The sequence below is a fragment of the Streptomyces sp. RPA4-2 genome (assembly GCF_012273515.2).
GTDB classification, from domain to species: Bacteria; Actinomycetota; Actinomycetes; order Streptomycetales; family Streptomycetaceae; genus Streptomyces; species Streptomyces kaempferi.
This window is the reverse complement of the sequence record NZ_CP050975.2, coordinates 2731196-2747531: the sequence shown is the minus strand read 5'-3', so window position 1 is coordinate 2747531 and position 16336 is coordinate 2731196. Positions and strand designations below refer to the sequence as shown.

Annotated in this window: 13 protein-coding genes and 1 riboswitch; of the genes, 9 read left to right on the top strand and 4 right to left on the bottom strand. The window is 71.5% G+C overall.

Annotated features, from left to right (window positions below; genetic code table 11):
- The first annotated feature begins 28 nt into the window (after positions 1-28).
- Together trpD and HEP85_RS11785 are read left to right on the top strand one after the other, a co-directional pair.
- A complete protein-coding gene (gene trpD / locus HEP85_RS11790; RefSeq protein ID WP_168527744.1) occupies positions 29-1093 on the top strand; it encodes an anthranilate phosphoribosyltransferase in 1065 nt (354 codons plus the stop codon).
- 315 nt (positions 1094-1408) lie between these two features.
- Positions 1409-1525, top strand: a riboswitch (SAM riboswitch).
- Between the two features lie 185 nt (positions 1526-1710).
- Positions 1711-3072: an aminotransferase class V-fold PLP-dependent enzyme gene (locus HEP85_RS11785; RefSeq protein WP_329287341.1), complete on the top strand. Its 1362-nt coding sequence runs from the start codon at positions 1711-1713 to the stop codon at positions 3070-3072.
- 90 nt (positions 3073-3162) lie between these two features.
- Here the strand turns inward: HEP85_RS11785 and HEP85_RS11780 are convergent, their stop codons facing one another.
- Complete coding sequence (locus HEP85_RS11780; protein WP_148013620.1) at positions 3163-3444, bottom strand: Lrp/AsnC family transcriptional regulator; 282 nt, start codon at positions 3442-3444, stop codon at positions 3163-3165.
- Positions 3441-4172, bottom strand: coding sequence for a rhomboid family intramembrane serine protease (locus HEP85_RS11775; protein ID WP_168533542.1), 732 nt, complete (start codon positions 4170-4172; stop codon positions 3441-3443). Before HEP85_RS11775 ends, HEP85_RS11780 begins: the two co-directional genes overlap by 4 nt.
- Before the next feature lie 130 nt (positions 4173-4302).
- Here HEP85_RS11775 and HEP85_RS11770 point away from each other — a divergent pair, with 130 nt between their 5' ends.
- From HEP85_RS11770 to HEP85_RS11750, 5 genes are all read left to right on the top strand, one after another.
- On the top strand, positions 4303-4542 hold the full coding sequence (locus HEP85_RS11770; protein ID WP_168527743.1) for a hypothetical protein: 240 nt from the start codon (positions 4303-4305) through the stop codon (positions 4540-4542).
- A 34-nt stretch (positions 4543-4576) separates the two neighbouring features.
- Positions 4577-5926: an NYN domain-containing protein gene (locus HEP85_RS11765; RefSeq protein WP_168527742.1), complete on the top strand. Its 1350-nt coding sequence runs from the start codon at positions 4577-4579 to the stop codon at positions 5924-5926.
- 422 nt (positions 5927-6348) lie between these two features.
- Entirely contained in the window at positions 6349-7389 is a 1041-nt protein-coding gene (locus HEP85_RS11760) for a C40 family peptidase (protein WP_168527741.1), read from the top strand.
- A gap of 224 nt (positions 7390-7613) precedes the next feature.
- Positions 7614-8645: an NlpC/P60 family protein gene (locus HEP85_RS11755; protein ID WP_168527740.1), complete on the top strand. Its 1032-nt coding sequence runs from the start codon at positions 7614-7616 to the stop codon at positions 8643-8645.
- A 32-nt stretch (positions 8646-8677) separates the two neighbouring features.
- Positions 8678-9874, top strand: coding sequence for a hypothetical protein (locus HEP85_RS11750; protein WP_168527739.1), 1197 nt, complete (start codon positions 8678-8680; stop codon positions 9872-9874).
- Between the two features lie 32 nt (positions 9875-9906).
- Here HEP85_RS11750 and HEP85_RS11745 read toward each other — a convergent pair whose 3' ends face one another.
- The gene (locus HEP85_RS11745; RefSeq protein WP_168527738.1) at positions 9907-11139 is read right to left on the bottom strand and encodes a glycosyltransferase family 87 protein; all 1233 of its coding nucleotides are present in this window, start codon (positions 11137-11139) and stop codon (positions 9907-9909) included.
- A 151-nt stretch (positions 11140-11290) separates the two neighbouring features.
- Here HEP85_RS11745 and HEP85_RS11740 point away from each other — a divergent pair, with 151 nt between their 5' ends.
- Together HEP85_RS11740 and HEP85_RS11735 are read left to right on the top strand one after the other, a co-directional pair.
- On the top strand, positions 11291-12433 hold the full coding sequence (locus tag HEP85_RS11740) for a glycosyltransferase family 4 protein (protein ID WP_168527737.1): 1143 nt from the start codon (positions 11291-11293) through the stop codon (positions 12431-12433).
- Positions 12434-12780: 347 nt separating this feature from the next.
- Positions 12781-14364 carry a GMC oxidoreductase gene (locus HEP85_RS11735; protein ID WP_168527736.1) on the top strand — a complete coding sequence of 528 codons (1584 nt, stop codon included), beginning with the start codon at positions 12781-12783 and terminating at the stop codon, positions 14362-14364.
- A 39-nt stretch (positions 14365-14403) separates the two neighbouring features.
- On the opposite strand, the gene HEP85_RS11730 is transcribed toward HEP85_RS11735, so the two are convergent.
- Positions 14404-16200, bottom strand: a complete 1797-nt coding sequence (locus HEP85_RS11730; protein ID WP_168527735.1) for a long-chain fatty acid--CoA ligase — start codon at positions 16198-16200, stop codon at positions 14404-14406.
- Positions 16201-16336: the final 136 nt, after the last annotated feature.

Here is a 16336-nt window from a genome sequence, read left to right as displayed (position 1 = left end):
TACCTGTCTACGAACCCAGGAGCGGCATATGAGTGCTGTGACCCCCGCTGGAGGCGACATCGCGGCGGGCCGTTCCTGGCCCGCCGTGCTGAACGGCCTGCTCGACGGCCGGGACCAGAGCGCGGACGACACGGCCTGGGCCATGGACCGGATCATGAGCGGCGAGGCGACGGACGCGCAGATCGCCGGCTTCGTGGTGGCGCTGCGGGCCAAGGGCGAGACGGTCGAGGAGATCACCGGTCTGGTCCGCACGATGTACGAGCACGCCAAGGTGATCGAGGTGCCGGGGGAGACCGTCGACATCGTCGGTACGGGCGGTGACGGCGCGAAGACGGTGAACATCTCCACGATGTCGTCGATCGTGGTGGCCGGGACCGGCACGAAGGTCGTCAAGCACGGCAACCGGGCCGCGTCGTCGGCGTCCGGTGCCTCGGACGTCCTGGGAAAGCTCGGCGTCAATCTGGAGCTGACCCCGAAGCGGGTGGCGGAGGTGGCCGAGGAGGCCGGGATCACCTTCTGCTTCGCGGTGAAGTTCCATCCGGCGCTGCGTCATGTAGCGGCGGCACGCGGGCAGTTGGGCATCCGGACGGTCTTCAACTTCCTCGGCCCGCTGACCAACCCGGCGCGGGTGAGGGCGCAGGCGGTCGGTGTCGCCGACGCCCGGATGGCGCCGATCATGGCCGGTGTCTTCGCCGAGCGCGGCAACTCCTCGCTGGTCTTCCGCGGTGACGACGGGCTGGACGAGCTGACCACCACGGCGCCGTCGAAGGTCTGGGTCGTGCGGGACGGCAAGGTGACCGAGGAGCGGTTCGACCCGCGGGACGTCGGCCTCGATCTCGTGCCCGTGGAGGCCCTGCGGGGTGCCGACGCCTCGTACAACGCGGAGGTCGCCCGTCGTGTCCTGGACGGCGAGAGGGGGCCCGTACGGGACGCCGTGGTCCTGAACGCGGCGGCGGCGCTGGTGGCGTTGTCCCCGACGGACGCGTCACTGGTGGACCAGCTCAGCGCCGCGATGGTGAAGACGGCTCGGGCCATCGACTCCGGCGCGGCGCGCGCCGCGCTGGACCGCTGGGTGACGGCCACCAACGCGTAGCCCACCGGTGGGCATACCCGTCCTCCCCTCCAGGCCTGGGGTCCCGCCCCCAGGCCCCCGTGTCGGCCTGAACGGCCTTGTCCTCAATCGCCGGACGGGCTGATGGTGCTAAGCCGGGGCATGTATGTCAGCCCGTCCGGCGTTTGAGGACGAGCCCTTCGGGCGATGCGGGGGTCCAGGGGCGCAGCGCCCCTGGTGGGGTCTGGGGGCGCAGCCCCCATGAACGGATGGGTCGGGTAGGGGCGGCGGGGGCGCGTACCGCTATGTGGACGCCGGGGTTGCGGCGGGAAGATCGTGTGGCAGGATGCGGTATCAGGTCATGAGCGACAGCCATCAGGCCCCGGCTTACTGTCCGGCAACCCTCCGTCCGTGGCGGGGTGCCCCGGGTGAAGACCAGGCCGTAGGCAGCGAGGTCTACGGCAAGCGCGGACCCCTCGAGAATCCCAGGGGTCCTGGTCGTTCGAGGGAGCCTTCTGTGAGCAAGCGAATGCGCTAGGGCGTAGAGCCCCGCCGCCGCACACCCCTTTTCACCCTCACCTGCGCCCGGCCGCGCGCGCGTACCTCCGTACGCCCCCGCCCCGCGCGGTGCTTCCGCCTGCCTCTCACAGGAGTGCGCCATGTCTGTCTCCACCGCTGCCGCCGACCAGTCCGTATGTGCCCCGCTGCCTGTTCTGGGCCGTGATGTGACCGTCCCGCTCGTCACCGGCGGCGAGGTCACCTACGCCGCCCTCGACTACGCCGCCAGCGCCCCGGCCCTCCAGCGCGTCTGGGACGACGTCGCCGCGTACGCCCCGTACTACGGCAGCGTGCACCGCGGAGCCGGCTACCTCTCCCAGCTGTCCACCGACCTCTTCGAGAACGCCCGCAGGACCGTCGCGGAGTTCCTGGACTGCCGCGAGGACGACCAGGTCGTCTTCACCCGGTCGACGACCGACTCGCTCAACCTGCTCGCCGCCGCCCTCCCGGCCGACTGCCAGGTCTTCGTGTTCGAGACCGAGCACCACGCCTCGCTGCTGCCCTGGCAGGACGCGCGCGTCACCTACCTCGACGCGCCCCGCACCCCGCGGGGGGCCGTCGCGACCCTGGAGCGCGCCCTCGCCGACCGCGACCCCCACGGACCGGCCCTCGTCTGCGTCACCGGCGCCTCCAACGTCACCGGCGAGCTGTGGCCGGTGCGCGAGCTCGCCGCCGCCGCGCACGCCCACGGCGCCCGGATCGTCCTGGACGCCGCCCAGCTCGCCCCGCACCACCCGGTGTCCGTCGGCGACCTCGGCGTCGACTGGGTCGCCTTCTCCGGGCACAAGCTGTACGCGCCCTTCGGCTCAGGTGTCCTCGCCGGCCGCTCCGACTGGCTGCGCGCGGCCGAGCCCTACCTCGCCGGCGGCGGTGCCAGCCGCAAGGTCGCCCGGCGCGCGGACGGCGGCGTCGACGTCGAGTGGCACGAGGGCGCGGCACGGCACGAGGCCGGCTCTCCCAACGTCATCGGCGCCTACTCCATCGCCTCCGCCTGCAAGGCGCTCACCGAGGAGGGCTTCGACCGGATCGTCGCCCGCGAGCGGCACCTGATCCGCACGGTCCGGGAAGGACTCGCCGAGGTGCCCGCCGTGCGCGTGCTCTCCCTGTTCGGCGACGACGCGCCCCGGGTCGGCGTCATCTCGTTCGTCGTCGAGGGCTGGAACAGCTCGCACTTCGCGGCGGCGCTCTCCGCCGAGTACGGCATCGGGGTGCGCGACGGCCTCTTCTGCGCGCACCCGCTGCTGCGCACGCTGCTCGGCAGCGACCCGCAGACCCAGGGCGAGTGCGGGGCCCCGGAGGCCGCGCCCGGCGAGACGTCCCTCAACGCGATCCGCGTCAGCTTCGGGGCGGGCACCCCGGACGAGCACGTGGAGCGCTTCGTGCGCGCCGTGAAGGAGCTCGTGCGGGACGGTGCGCAGTGGCGCTACCGGACCGAGGGCGGTCGCTGCGTGCCCGCGGTCTGACCCCGGCGGCCGCGGAGGACCCGCGGCGGTACGGAGCGGTGGGGAGCGGTGCGGGGCCAGGAGTCCAGGCCGGTCAGGAAACCAGGCCGGTCAGGAGTCCAGGCCGATCGCGAACGCCGCCTCCAGGTCGTGCTGCGAGTACGTACGGAACGCGACGTGCGTGTCGGTGCCCTCGACCCCCGGGATCTTGCTGATGCTGCCGGGGATGACGTCCGCCAGATCGTCGTGGGCCTTGACCCGGACCATGGCGATCAGGTCGTACGTACCGGTGACGGAGAAGACCTCGCTGACACTGTCCAGTGCGGCGATCGACTCGGCGATCTCGGGGATCCGGTCCACGCTGGTCTTGATGAGCACGATCGCGGTGATCACGGCTGGTTTTCTCCCTCGGGGGCCGCTGCTGGGACTTTCACTCTAGTCGGCTGCCGGAAGCGCACCCACGCGTAGAGGAAGCCCACCGAGAAGCCCACCAGGTGCGCCAGATAGGCGACCCCGGGCCCCGAGGGGCTGCGGCCCGCCGCCAGCCACTGCAGCGCCGCCCAGAACGGCAGCACGATCCAGGCGGGGAAGCGCAGTGGCAGGAAGAAGAGGAACGGGAAGAGACTGGTCACCCGGGCCTTGGGGAACAGGTACAAGAACGCTCCGAGGACCGCGGAGATCGCTCCCGAGGCACCGACCAGGGTCTGTTCGGAGGTGGAGTTGGCGATCGCGTAGCCGACCAGCGCGAGATAACCGCAGCCGACGTAGAAGAGGGCGAACTCGAAGTGGCCCATGCGTTCCTCGGCCATGGCCCCGAAGACATAGAAGAAGAGCATGTTGCCCAGGAGGTGGAGCCAGCTGCCATGGATGAACAGGGCCGTGGCGGGGGTCAGCAGGGCGCCCGGAGTGCCGCTGAGCAGGTCGGCGGGCACCACACCCCAGCGCCGGAAGTAGGCGCGCTGCGCGACGAGCAGTTCGTCCCCGGTGCCGTACGTCGGATTGAACCCCGACGCCGGACCGATCACGAAGATCACACAGCACAGGACGATCAGCCCGTACGTCACGGGCGCGGACTGGGCCCGCACCGTCCTGCCGACCGTCGTACTCCAGTTGCCGATCATGTTGCAGAGCATGACGTAACCGGACCGATGCACACAGAGTGCCTCGCCGCTGTGGACGGCCGAGCGTCGAGTACCCGCCAGGCCGTAGGGTTACGAGCCACACGGACACCAGAAGGAAAGCGACTGCCACATGACGGTTCCCCTTCCGACCGCCGACACCCGCTGGCGCTGCACGCTGTGCGGCAATCTGACGCGCTTCGACGTGACCCGCTCGTCCAAGGTCGTCGAGTACGTGCACCTCGACCTCGCCGGTGAGCCGAGCGTGGAGGAGCGCGAGGTGGTCAGTGAGACCATCGAGTCGGTGCGTTGCCGCTGGTGCAACGCGGTGGATCAGGTGGAACTGGTGGACAGGCCGGGCGTCGGCTCCTGAGGGAGCGGGCCCCGCACGGACGATGGAGTGACGGATGGCGGAGACCACAGGCGGGGAGCCGGACGACGGCGCCGCCGAGGTGCTCGACCGTCCGCTGCCCGACGGCGTGCGCCGCCGTGTCGTGCAGATCGTCTCCGACGGGTTCGGCGGTCTGACCGTCGCCGAACTGCCGGTTCAGCTGCGGCAGTACGCGCGGTTCGCCCCGAACCGGCGCGCGAAGTTCGCCGGCAACGCGATGGCCGCCGCGCTGGAGACCGACCCGCTCTTCAGGCAGCGTATCGCCGAAAAGCTCAGAGAGGCGCAGCCGGAGCTCGTCGGCGCCCTCGACTCCGGCGCGCCGCCCCCGGCCGCGGACCCACTGGACGTGGCCGCCGCGGCCTATGTGCTGCGCCCCACGGGCTGGGTGAAGCTGGTGACCGCCGCGGGCGAGGAGGCCCTGCGGGCGGACGCCGAGCGGGCCGACGAGGAGAGCCGCGCGGAGCTGGAGCGACTGCGCGAGGAGCTCGCCGAGGCGCGGACGCACACCCGGACCGAGACCGAACGGCTGCGCACCGAGCTGGAGTCCGCGAAGAAGGAGTCGGAATCGCTGCACCGCAAGCTGCGCGGTGCCCTCAGCGACGTCAAACGGGGCGAGGCCGCGCTGCGCAGGCTGCAGGGCGAGATGGACATCGCGCGGGCGGAGGGGCAGGCCCAGGTGTCCGCCGCGGAGAGCGAGAGCCGGCGGCTCAAGACACGGCTCTCCGAGGCCGAGGCGGCCCTGGAGGCCACCCGCAAGGCGGCCCGCGAGGGGCGCAGCGTCGAGGACATGCGCGTCCGGCTGCTGCTGGACACCGTGCTGGACGCGGCGCAGGGGCTGCGGCGCGAACTCGCCCTGCCACCGGTGTCCGTACGGCCCGCCGAGACCGTGGACGCGGTCGAACCGGGACGGATGACGCCCAAGGACATCGCCGCTCGCGCGCTGTCCGAGAACGATCCCGCGATCCTCGACCAGCTGCTCGCGCTGCCGCAGGCGCACCTGGTGGTCGACGGGTACAACGTCACCAAGACCGGCTATCCGCAGATGCCTCTGGAGAAACAGCGGTTGCGGCTGCTGGGGCAGCTCTCCCAGCTCGCCGCGCAGACCGGCGCCGAGGTCACCTGTGTCTTCGACGGGGCGGAGCTGGCCGCGCCGGTGCTGCTCGCGCCGCCGCGCGGGGTGCGGGTGCTGTTCTCCAAAGCCGGGGTCACCGCGGACGAGTTGATCCGCCAGCTGGTGCGCGCCGAGCCGCCCGGGCGGCCGGTCATCGTGGTCTCCACCGACCGTGAGGTGGCCGACGGGATCGCCAAGGCGGGCGCCCGGCCGGTCGCGTCCGTGGTGCTCCTGAAGCGTTTTTCGCGGGGTTAGCCGAACGTTCACCGCGGGGTCGGCCGAGCGCGTTTCTCGCGGGGTCGGCCGACGGGCTGTCCGTTGGGTCGGTCGAGGGGATTTCGCCCGGTTCGTCAAGTGACTTTCGCCGGGTCGGCGATCTGCGGCCTACGCCTCAAAGGGCTCGTACGTCCCATGTGTAACGTCCGGGCGCAATGGGCCGTTTGGCGAGACCTTCACGCAACGTAGCGTCAATCGGGTATCACTGCAGGTGAGTTGAGTGCAAAGAATGCGCTCGGTAACCGAGATTTTTCAGGTTTGGATTTGAACTGATCACAGGAAGGTCACTAGGGTCTGGGCTCGAACCTCCGCTCGGGTGATCACTCATTGGGAGTGACGGCGGAGGGGCACCGCCCGTCGGCGTATCGGCAGGCGGCTGAAGGAAGAAGGAGCTCGCCTTCGTGGCGTCCCACCGTCGACCCAAGCAGCCGAGCCGCACCCGTGTGACCGTGCTCACCACCGCCGCGGCGGCCGCCGTGGCCCTCAGCGCCAACGCCGCCAACGCCGCGCCCAGCGAGAAGCCGAGCAAGGACGAGGTCAAGGCGAAGGTCGACGCGCTCTACCAGGACGCCGAGCAGGCCACCGAGAAGCTCGACGGGGCCAAGGAGAAGCAGGACAAGCTGGAGAAGCAGATCAGCGCCCTGCAGGACAACGTCGCCCGCGGCCAGGAAGACCTCAACCAGCTGCGCGACGGCCTCGGTTCGATGGCCAGTGCCCAGTACCGCACCGGCGGCATCGACCCCTCCGTGGCGCTGTTCCTCTCCTCGAACCCGGACGACTACCTGGACAAGGCGTCCGCGATGGACCAGCTGAGCAGTCAGCAGGTCGAGGCGCTGAAGAAGGTCCAGGGGAAGCAGCGCGAGCTCGCCCAGCAGCGCCAGGAAGCGTCCGAGAAGCTCAAGGACCTCTCCGACACCCGCGCCGAGCTCAAGAAGAAGAAGCAGGAAGTCCAGGGCAAGCTCGCCTCCGCGCAGAAGCTCCTCAACTCCCTGACGGCGAAGGAGAAGGCGGCTCTCGACGAGCAGCAGTCGCGAGCCAGCCGTGCCAGCGAGCGCACGGTCCTCGGCAGCCCCGGCAAGGCCGCCTCCGGGCGCGCCGGTGCCGCGTTCGCCGCCGGACAGAGCAAGATCGGCACCCCGTACGTCTACGGCGCCACCGGCCCCGGCTCCTTCGACTGCTCCGGCTTCACCTCCTGGTCCTACGCCCAGGCCGGCGTCTCCATCCCCCGCACCTCCGAGTCGCAGGCCACCATAGGCACCCGCATCTACTCGCAGAGCGATCTGCAGGTCGGTGACCTGGTCTTCTTCTTCGGCGACCTGCACCACGTCGGGCTCTACGCGGGCGGCGGCCAGGTGCTGCACGCCCCGCGTACCGGCACGGTCGTGCGCTACGAGTCGATGAGCACCATCGGCGGAGCGTTCCAGTTCGGCGTCCGGGTCTGATCCGGCCTCCGAACCGCTCCGAGGATCTCCTCGGCGTGCCGCCCAAACGGGCGAATCACGCTGACTCCCGCTGACCCCACGCCCCGTCGGTGACCTGCGTCTCCGGCGGGGCGCAGCCATGTGCGCCCCCGGAGGTCTTTGGCCGGTGCGTAGTCGCACGGCTACTGTCTGCCGCGTTTCCCCCGATTCCAGGGGGACCGTCAGCGGAAGGGAGAGCGGCTACCTTGGGGTCCCATCGCCGCCGTGCACCGTCCGGGTCCGACCGGGGTGCCGGCACCGCGGGCATCGCCGGCATCACCGTCACCGTGATGTCCGTGGCCGCAGCCGCCCTCGGTGCCGTCCCGGCCGCCGCGGCACCGCAGGACGACACCCGGGCCGAGGTGGACCGTCTCTACACGCAGGCCGAGAAGGCCACCGAGGCGTTCAACAAGGCCGGTGAACGCGCCGGCGCGCTGCGCAAGGAGGTGCGCACGGCGCAGGACCGGATCGCCCGCCAGCAGGAGCGCATCAACACGATGCGGGACGCGCTCGGTTCGCTCGCCGTGGCCCAGTACCGCGCGGGTGGCCTCGACCCCTCCCTCGCGCTGATCTTCTCGGACAACCCGGCCGAATACCTCGACAAGGCCGCCGTGCTGGACCGGATCACCGCCCACCAGGCGGGGGAACTCGAGGACCTCCAGCTCGCCATGCGCGATCTCGCCCAGGAGCGGGAGGAGGCGACCGGGAAACTCGCCGAGCTGGAGCGGAGCAGCCGGGCCGTCGCCCACCACAAGCGGACCGTCGAGCAGAAGCTCACCGAGGCGCGGCGGCTGCTCAACGCGCTGCCCGACGCCATGCGCGCCGCCTACGACCGGGCCTCGCGCTCCGGGCGCCCCGGCTTCCCCGACCTCGGAAGCGCCGTGCCCTCCTCGGGGCGCGCCGCCGCGGCCCTCGCCGCGGCCCGCTCCGCGCTCGGCCGCCCCTACGTGTGGGGCGCCAGCGGGCCCGGCGGCTTCGACTGTTCGGGCCTCATGCAGTGGTCGTACGCGCGGGCCGGGGTCGGTCTGCCACGTACCTCGCAGGAGCAGCGGTACGCCGGACATCAGGTGCCGCTGTCCCAGGCTCGGCCCGGCGACCTGGTCACCTACCGGTCGGACGCGAGCCATGTGGCGATGTACGCGGGCAACGGGCAGGTGATCCACGCGCCCTATCCGGGGGCCGCGGTGCGCTACGACCCGGTGGGCATGATGCCGATCTCGTCCGTGACACGGGTCTGACCGCGCCGCCGGACCGCCGTACGATCGGGAACGTGGCAGGTCGAGGGCGTGCGTCGCGGGCGGGGTGTTCCCTGGTGCTGCTGCTCGGCGTGCTGGCGGGCTGCGGCGGGCCTCCGGCCACGGACACCGCCGCCGCCGAGGTGCAGCGGGTCCTCGACCGGCGGGCGACCGCGGTCCTCGACCGGGACGAGGCGGCGTACCGCGCCACCGAGGAACCGTCCGGCTCGGTCACCGAGTTCCGGCGGCTGCGCGCCGTCCCGCTGGCCGCCTGGGCGTACCACCTGACCGACCTGCGCCGTTCCGGGGACCGGGCCACCGCCGACGCGGAACTGCGCTACCGCGTCGAGGGTTACGACAGGGCTCCCGTCACGGTCGCCCGCACCCTGCGTCTGGTCCACGACGACGGGCGGTGGCGGGTCGCCTCCGACGCGCCGGCGAAGAAGGCCGGTCAGCAACTGTGGGAGCAGGGCGCGGTGACGGCCGTACGGGGCGCGCACAGCCTCGTCCTGGGGGTCGGGCAGTCCGGTGAGCGGTTGCGGGCCTACGCGGCTCTCGCGGACCGCGCGGTGCCCGCCGTCTCCGAGGCCTGGGGCACGGACTGGCCGGGGCACGTCGTCGTCCTCGTACCGAAGTCGCTGGAGGGCATGGCGGGGCTGCTCGGCGCGTCGGCGTCCGGCTACCGGGGGATCGCCGCGGTCACCACCGGAGAGGCCGGGGGCTCGGCGAAGGCGCCCGCGGACCGGATCATCGTCAACCCCGAGGCGTACGGCGTGCTCGGCGACCTCGGCAAGCAGGTCGTGCTGACCCACGAGACGACGCACGTCGCCACCCGGGCCCACACGACCGCCGCCACGCCCCTGTGGCTGTCCGAGGGGTACGCGGACTGGGTCGGCTACCGAGGCAGCGGGCGTACGGCGGCACAGGTCGCGCCGGAGCTGCAGCGGGCGGTGCTGGACGGCCACCCCCCGGCCGCGCTGCCGGCCGACGGGGACTTCGGGTTCACCGGGGACGCGGCGCGGCTGGCGCGGGCGTACGAGGGCGGCTGGATGGCCTGTCGGCTGATCGCCGACCGCTGGGGCGAGGTGCGGCTGAACGACTTCTACCGGGCGGTGGGCGACCACGGGAAGCGGGCGGGGGCCGTGGAGGGCGCGCTGCGGGACGTACTGGGCACGACGCCGGAGAAGTTCACCGGGCAGTGGCGGACCTATCTGCGGACCCGACTCGGCTGAGCGGCTCCCGACGGTGGCCCCGTGCCTGCCCATCAGGAGGGGCTCAGGGGCTCCCTGGCGCGGGCGGCCTGCGCGGGCAGCGTCGGGGCCGGGTGGGTCACCGTGCCCCACCAGAGTTCGCGGGCGGCCACCAGCGCGGCGGCCACCAGCAGCCCGTCGCGGGCGAAGAGCAGGGTGACGCCCAGCCAGTCGCTGATCACCACGTGCGAGAACCAGACCGGGAACTCCAGCACGGTCGCGGCGCACGCGCCCACCACCATCGCCACCGGCGGCGTCATCCGGCTGCCCCGGAAACACAGACAGACGGCGCCGATCCCGACCAGCCACACCATGTACTGCGGGCTGATGACCCGGCTGGTGGCGGTGAACATCAGGACCGCCACGAAGGCGGCGTCGGCGAGGGTGTGCGACCGCATGCGTCCGGTGCGCAGCCGCCACAGCAGCAGCCAGGCCAGGGCGGCCGCGGTGAGCGTCAGGGCCGCCGCGCTCACCACGCCCACGTACGGGCCCAGGAATTCCACCGAGCCGTAGTTGAGCAGCACCTGACCGCTCCAGCCGAAGTGCCGGGCCACGTGGAAGACCAGGGAGCCCAGCGACTCCACCTCGGTGCCGCGGCCCCGCTGGAAGGCGAGGAAGGAGAAGGCGCCCGGCACCGCTGCCCAGAACAGCAGGGCGATCCCGCCTCCGGTCACCGCCGCCGCGGTCCACGCGCGGCGCTTCACGGCTCCGGCGAGCAGCAGGACGGGCCACACCTTCAACAGCGCCCCGAAGCCCGCGAGAGCCCCCATCACGCGCGGGTGACGGGCCCCCGCGAGCAGCGCGGCGACCGCCACGGCCGTCACCATCACGTCGTAGCGGGCGTAGACGGTCGGTCCGAGCAGCGGGAGGCCGGCCACCCACACCCAGGCGCCGCGGAGCGTCCTGCCGGGGCGCACACCGGCGTACCGCAACAGCGCGAACACCACCAGGTCGGCGAGGAGGGCCAGTACGAAGAAGGCGGACGGGTAGTCGAGGAAGGGCAGCAGCCCGGGGGAGAGGATCGCGAGCGACGCGGCCGGCGGGTACTGCCAGGTCACGTCGTCGAGAGGGAAGGTGCCGGTGCGCAGGATCTCGTACCAGCCCTGGTAGATCACCGAGACGTCGCTGGTGACGTCCGGGCCGGGCAGCACGAACACTCTCAGGACGAAGAACAGCAGCACCAGCCTGGTCAGGATCCAGGCCCCGAGCAGTCCGTACGGGAACCTCGCCCCCCTTGCGCCCGTCATGCCCACCTGGCCCTCGTCCGTTCGGATCCCGCGCGGTTCCGCGTGGAGACATGATGGCGTCCCGGACTGCGCGAGGGCCAAGAAGCGGGGCCGTGCGCGGGGTGTGTGCCGGGCGCGAGCGGGCGCGGGGGTTTCGGTACTGTCGAGCGCGATGGACAAGACCCTGATCGTGACCAACGACTTCCCGCCCCGCCCCGGCGGCATCCAGGCGTTCCTGCACAACATGGCGCTGCGCCTGGACCCCGAGCAGCTCGTCGTCTACGCCTCCACCTGGAAGCGCGGCCGGGAGGGTGCCGAGGCGACGGCGGCCTTCGACGCCGAACAGCCCTTCACCGTCGTACGCGACCGTACGACGATGCTGCTGCCGACGCCGGACGTCACCCGCCGCGCCGTCGGGCTGCTGCGCGAACACGGTTGTACGTCGGTGTGGTTCGGGGCGGCGGCCCCGCTCGGCCTGATGGCGCCCGCGCTGCGCCGGGCGGGCGCCGGGCGGCTGGTGGCCACCACGCACGGTCACGAGGCCGGCTGGGCTCAACTGCCCGCCGCGCGCGGGATGTTGCGGCGGATCGGCGACTCCGTGGACACGGTCACGTATCTGGGGGAGTACACGCGCTCGCGGATCGCCTCCGCGCTGAGCCCGGCCGCGGCCGCGCGCATGGTCCAGCTGCCGCCCGGCGTCGACGAGAAGACGTTCCACCCCGGTTCGGGCGGCGCCGAGGTCCGCGCCCGGCTCGGTCTGGCGGACCGGCCGGTGGTGGTCTGTGTCTCCCGCCTGGTTCCGCGCAAGGGGCAGGACACGCTCATCCTCGCCATGCCGCGCATCCTCGCGGCGGAGCCCGCGGCGGTGCTGCTGATCGTCGGCGGCGGACCGTACGAGAAGGAGCTGCGCCGGCTCGCGTACCGGACCGGTGTCGCCGACGCCGTCCGCTTCACCGGAGCGCTGCCGTGGTCGGAGCTGCCGGCCCACTTCGGCGCCGGGGACGTCTTCGCGATGCCCTGCCGCACCCGCCGGGGCGGCCTCGACGTCGAGGGTCTCGGCATCGTCTACCTGGAGGCGTCCGCGACCGGTCTGCCGGTCGTCGCCGGCGACTCGGGCGGCGCGCCCGACGCGGTCCTCGACGGCGAGACGGGCTGGGTCGTGCGGGGCGGTTCCCCGGAGGACTCGGCCGACCGCATCGTCACCCTCCTCGCCGACCCGGAACTCCGCCGGCGCATGGGCGAACGGGGCCGCGAGTGGGTCGAGGAGAAGTGGCGCTGGGACCTCCTGGCGGAAAAACTCAAGACCCTCCTGTAGCCCACCCCCTCAGGGGCGCGGGGAACGGCGCAGGACCCCCGGCGCCCCGCACGCATTCACGGCCGCCCCGTCGACTCCTCAGGGGCGCGGGGAACCGCGCGCTCAGCCACAGCGCTCCCGCACATTCCCGCGCACAGTGGCCCCCACCCCCTCCTCAGGGGCGCGGGGAACTGCGCAGAACCCCGACGCTCCCGCACATCCCCACGCACAGCGACCCCCACCTCCTCGAAATCCGGGCGAAGCCCCTAGGCGGAAGCCAATAATCCGCCGATGCTGCGCACATGACAGAAAATCTGACCCATCATCAGATGACTAACCGTCACCTGACAAGACGTCAAATCCTGGGCATGGTCGCCCTCCAGACGGCCGCCACCGTCGGCCTCACCCGCATCGGTCTCCAGTCGGCGCACGCCGCCGAACCCGCCGCCGTCGACAACGCCCCCGCGATCGTGATCGGTTCCGGCTACGGCGCCGCCGTGGCCGCCCTCCGCCTCGGCCAGGCCGGCATCCGTACGCTCGTCATCGAGATGGGCAGGCTCTGGAACACGGCGGGCTCCGACGGCAAGGTCTTCTGTTCCACCAGCGCCCCCGACCAGCGCTCCATGTGGTTCCGCACCCGCACCGAGGCCCCGCTCGCCACGTTCCTGTGGCTGGACCTCGTCAACAAGGACATCGGCCGGTACCCGGGGGTCCTGGACCGCGTCCACTACGACCACATGTCCGTCTACGTCGGCCGCGGCGTCGGCGGCGGTTCGCTGGTCAACGGCGGCATGGCCGTCACGCCCCCGCAGTCGTACTTCTCCGAGCAGTTCCCCGGCGTGGACGCCACGGAGATGTACAACACCTACTTCCCGCGCGCCCGCACCATGCTCGGTGTCAACACGGTCGACCCCACCTGGTTCGAGTCCACCGAGTGGTACAAGTTCACCCGGACCTCCCGCAAGGCCGCGGCGAACGCCGGCCTGAAGACCACGTTCGTGCCGAACGTCTACGACTTCGCCTACATGCAGCGGGAGGCGGCCGGCACCGCCACCAAGTCGGCGCTCGCGGGCGAGGTCATCTACGGCAACAACTACGGCAAGAAGAGCCTCGACAAGACGTACCTCGCCGCCGCGCTCGGCACCGGTAACGTCACCATCCACACCCTGGAGCGGGTCCGCGCCGTGCAGCGCGCCGCCGACGGGACGTACACCCTGACCGCCGACCGGATCGACGTCACCGGCGCGGTGGTGGAGACCAAGCAGTACAGCTGCACGTACCTCTTCCTGGGCGGCGGCAGCCTCGGCACCACCGAACTCCTCGTCCGGGCCAGGGAGACGGGCGCCCTGCCCGCCCTGGACGCCAGCGTGGGCACGGGCTGGGGGACCAACGGCAACGTCATGACCGGCCGCGCCAACCACATCTGGGACACCGTCGGCGCCAACCAGGCCACGATGCCCGTGATGGGGATCGACGACTGGGCGAACACCTCCAACCCCGTCTTCGCCGAAATCGCCCCGCTGCCCATGGGGTTGGAACACTGGATCAGCCTCTACCTGGCGATCACCAAGAACCCGGAGCGCGCGTCCTTCACCTACGACGCCGCCACGGACTCCGCGAAGCTCGGCTGGACCGCGGCCCAGAGCGCGGTCTCGGTGAGCATGGCCAAGAAGCTCTTCGACCGGATCAACGCGGCCAACGCGACGATCTACCGCTACGACCTCTTCGGCGGCAACAAGACCTTCGCCGACGACTTCTGCTACCACCCGCTCGGCGGCTGCGTGCTGGGCAGGGCGACCGACAACTACGGCCGGGTGAAGGGCTATCCGCACCTGTACATCACCGACGGCTCGCTGGTGCCGGGCTCGATCGGCGTCAACCCGTTCGTGACGATCACCGCGCTCGCGGAACGCGGCATGGCGCGGATCCTCGCCGAGGACACCGCGCCATGAGAGCCGTAGAACCGTGCGCCTGAGCCGGACGCGCCGGGGTCAGCCCCGGTAGATCGCCTCGATCTCGTCCGCGTAGTCCTTCGCCACCACGTTGCGCTTGAGCTTCAGGGACGGCGTCAGGTGGCCCGACTCCTCGCTGAACTGGGAGGACAGAATGCGGAACTTCCGCACCGATTCCGCCTTCGACACCGCGGCGTTGCCGTCGTCGACCGCGTCCTGGATCGTCCGTACGAGATCCGGGTCATCACGCAGCGACGCCGCGGTGGAACCCGCCGGTTTGCCGTGCTCCGCGCACCAGCGGCCCAGGAACTCCTCGTCGACGGTGATCAGCGCGCCGACGAACGGACGTCCGTCGCCGACCACCATGCACTCCGCGACCAGCGCGTGCGCCCGGATGCGGTCCTCGATCACGGCCGGGGCGACGTTCTTACCGCCCGCGGTGACGATGATCTCCTTCTTGCGGCCGGTGATACGGAGGTAGCCGTCCTCGTCGAGGGTGCCGATGTCGCCCGTGTGGAACCAGCCGTCGGCCAGCGCCTCCGCGGTGGCGGCCTCGTTGTTCCAGTACCCCTTGAACAGGTGCTCGCCGTGCAGCAGCACCTCGCCGTCGTCCGCGATGCGGATCACCGAACCCGGCAGCGGCTGGCCGACCGTGCCGATCTTCGTCCGGTCCCAGGGGTTGAAGGCGGTGGCCGCGCAGGACTCGGTCAGGCCGTAGCCCTCCAGGACCGTGAAGCCGATGCCGCGGAAGAAGTGCCCGAGCCGCTCGCCGAGCGGGGCGCCGCCGGAGATGGCGTACTCGCCGCGACCGCCCAGCACCGCACGCAGCTTGCTGTAGACCAGCTTGTCGAAGGTCCTGTACTTGATCTTCAGGCCGAGCGAGGGGCCGGACGGGGTGTCCAGCGCGCGGCTGTAGGCGATCGCGGTGTCCGCGGCCTTGTCGAAGATCTTGCCCTTGCCGTCCGCCTGCGCCTTGGCGCGCGCCGAGTTGTAGACCTTCTCGAAGACACGCGGCACACCGAGGATCAGCGTCGGCCGGAACGCGGCCAGCTCGTCGGTGAGGTTCTTGATGTCCGGGACACAGCCCAGCTTGATCGGCGCCATCATCGGCGCGACCTGCACGAGACGTCCGAAGACATGGGCGAGGGGGAGGAACAGCAGCACGGAGCACTCGCCCGTGCGGAACAGCGGACGCAGCCGCTCCACGATGTTGCCGCACTCGGCGAAGAAGGCGCGGTGGGTGAGCACACAGCCCTTCGGACGGCCGGTCGTGCCGCTCGTGTAGACGATGGTCGCCGGGTCGTCGGCCTTGGCCAGCGAGCTGCGCTCCTCGACCGTGGCGTCACTGACGTCCTGGCCGGCACGGCCCAGCTCCTCCACCCCGCCGGCCTCGATCTGCCAGACGTGCTTGAGGGCGGGCAGTCGCTCGCGCACCGACTCCACGGAGGCCGCGTGCACCGGCAGCTCGACGATGCAGGCGGTCGCACCCGAGTCGCCGAGTATCCACTGCACCTGCTCCGCCGAGCTGGTCTCGTACACCGGCACGGTGACGGCGCCCGCGCTCCAGATGGCGAAGTCGAGCAGCGTCCACTCGTAACGCGTACGGGACATCAGACCGACCCGGTCGCCGGGCTGCACACCCGAGGCGATCAGACCCTTGGCAGCGGCCCGAACCTCCGCGAGGAACACGGTGGCGGTGACGTCCGTCCACGTGCCGCCCACCTTGCGGGCGATGACGGCGACGTCGGGATGCTGCGCGGCGTTTCTGCGGACGATGTCGGTCAGGTTTCCGTCCGCAGGGACCTCGTACAAAGCCGGAAGGCTGAACTCGCGCAAGACTGCTGCTCCTCATAGGGCGCCGGCGCCACGACTCTGTGTGATGCGACGGTGCGGTCCAAGGCTCGGGCAGGTACTCGGGAACATCGTTGTTGAAATCCTGAGTACGACTGGACTGCCCGGACGTTACCCACCG

Excerpts from the sequence above, each read along its gene's own strand:
- HEP85_RS11785 (WP_329287341.1), top strand. The coding sequence starts at position 1,711 with ATGTCTGTCTCCACCGCTGCCGCCGACCAGTCCGTATGTGCCCCGCTG.
- trpD (WP_168527744.1), top strand. The coding sequence starts at position 29 with ATGAGTGCTGTGACCCCCGCTGGAGGCGACATCGCGGCGGGCCGTTCC.
- HEP85_RS11735 (WP_168527736.1), top strand. The coding sequence starts at position 12,781 with ATGGTCGCCCTCCAGACGGCCGCCACCGTCGGCCTCACCCGCATCGGT.
- HEP85_RS11765 (WP_168527742.1), top strand. The coding sequence starts at position 4,577 with ATGGCGGAGACCACAGGCGGGGAGCCGGACGACGGCGCCGCCGAGGTG.
- HEP85_RS11745 (WP_168527738.1), bottom strand. The coding sequence starts at position 11,139 with ATGACGGGCGCAAGGGGGGCGAGGTTCCCGTACGGACTGCTCGGGGCC.
- HEP85_RS11740 (WP_168527737.1), top strand. The coding sequence starts at position 11,291 with ATGGACAAGACCCTGATCGTGACCAACGACTTCCCGCCCCGCCCCGGC.
- HEP85_RS11770 (WP_168527743.1), top strand. The coding sequence starts at position 4,303 with ATGACGGTTCCCCTTCCGACCGCCGACACCCGCTGGCGCTGCACGCTG.
- HEP85_RS11775 (WP_168533542.1), bottom strand. The coding sequence starts at position 4,172 with ATGATCGGCAACTGGAGTACGACGGTCGGCAGGACGGTGCGGGCCCAG.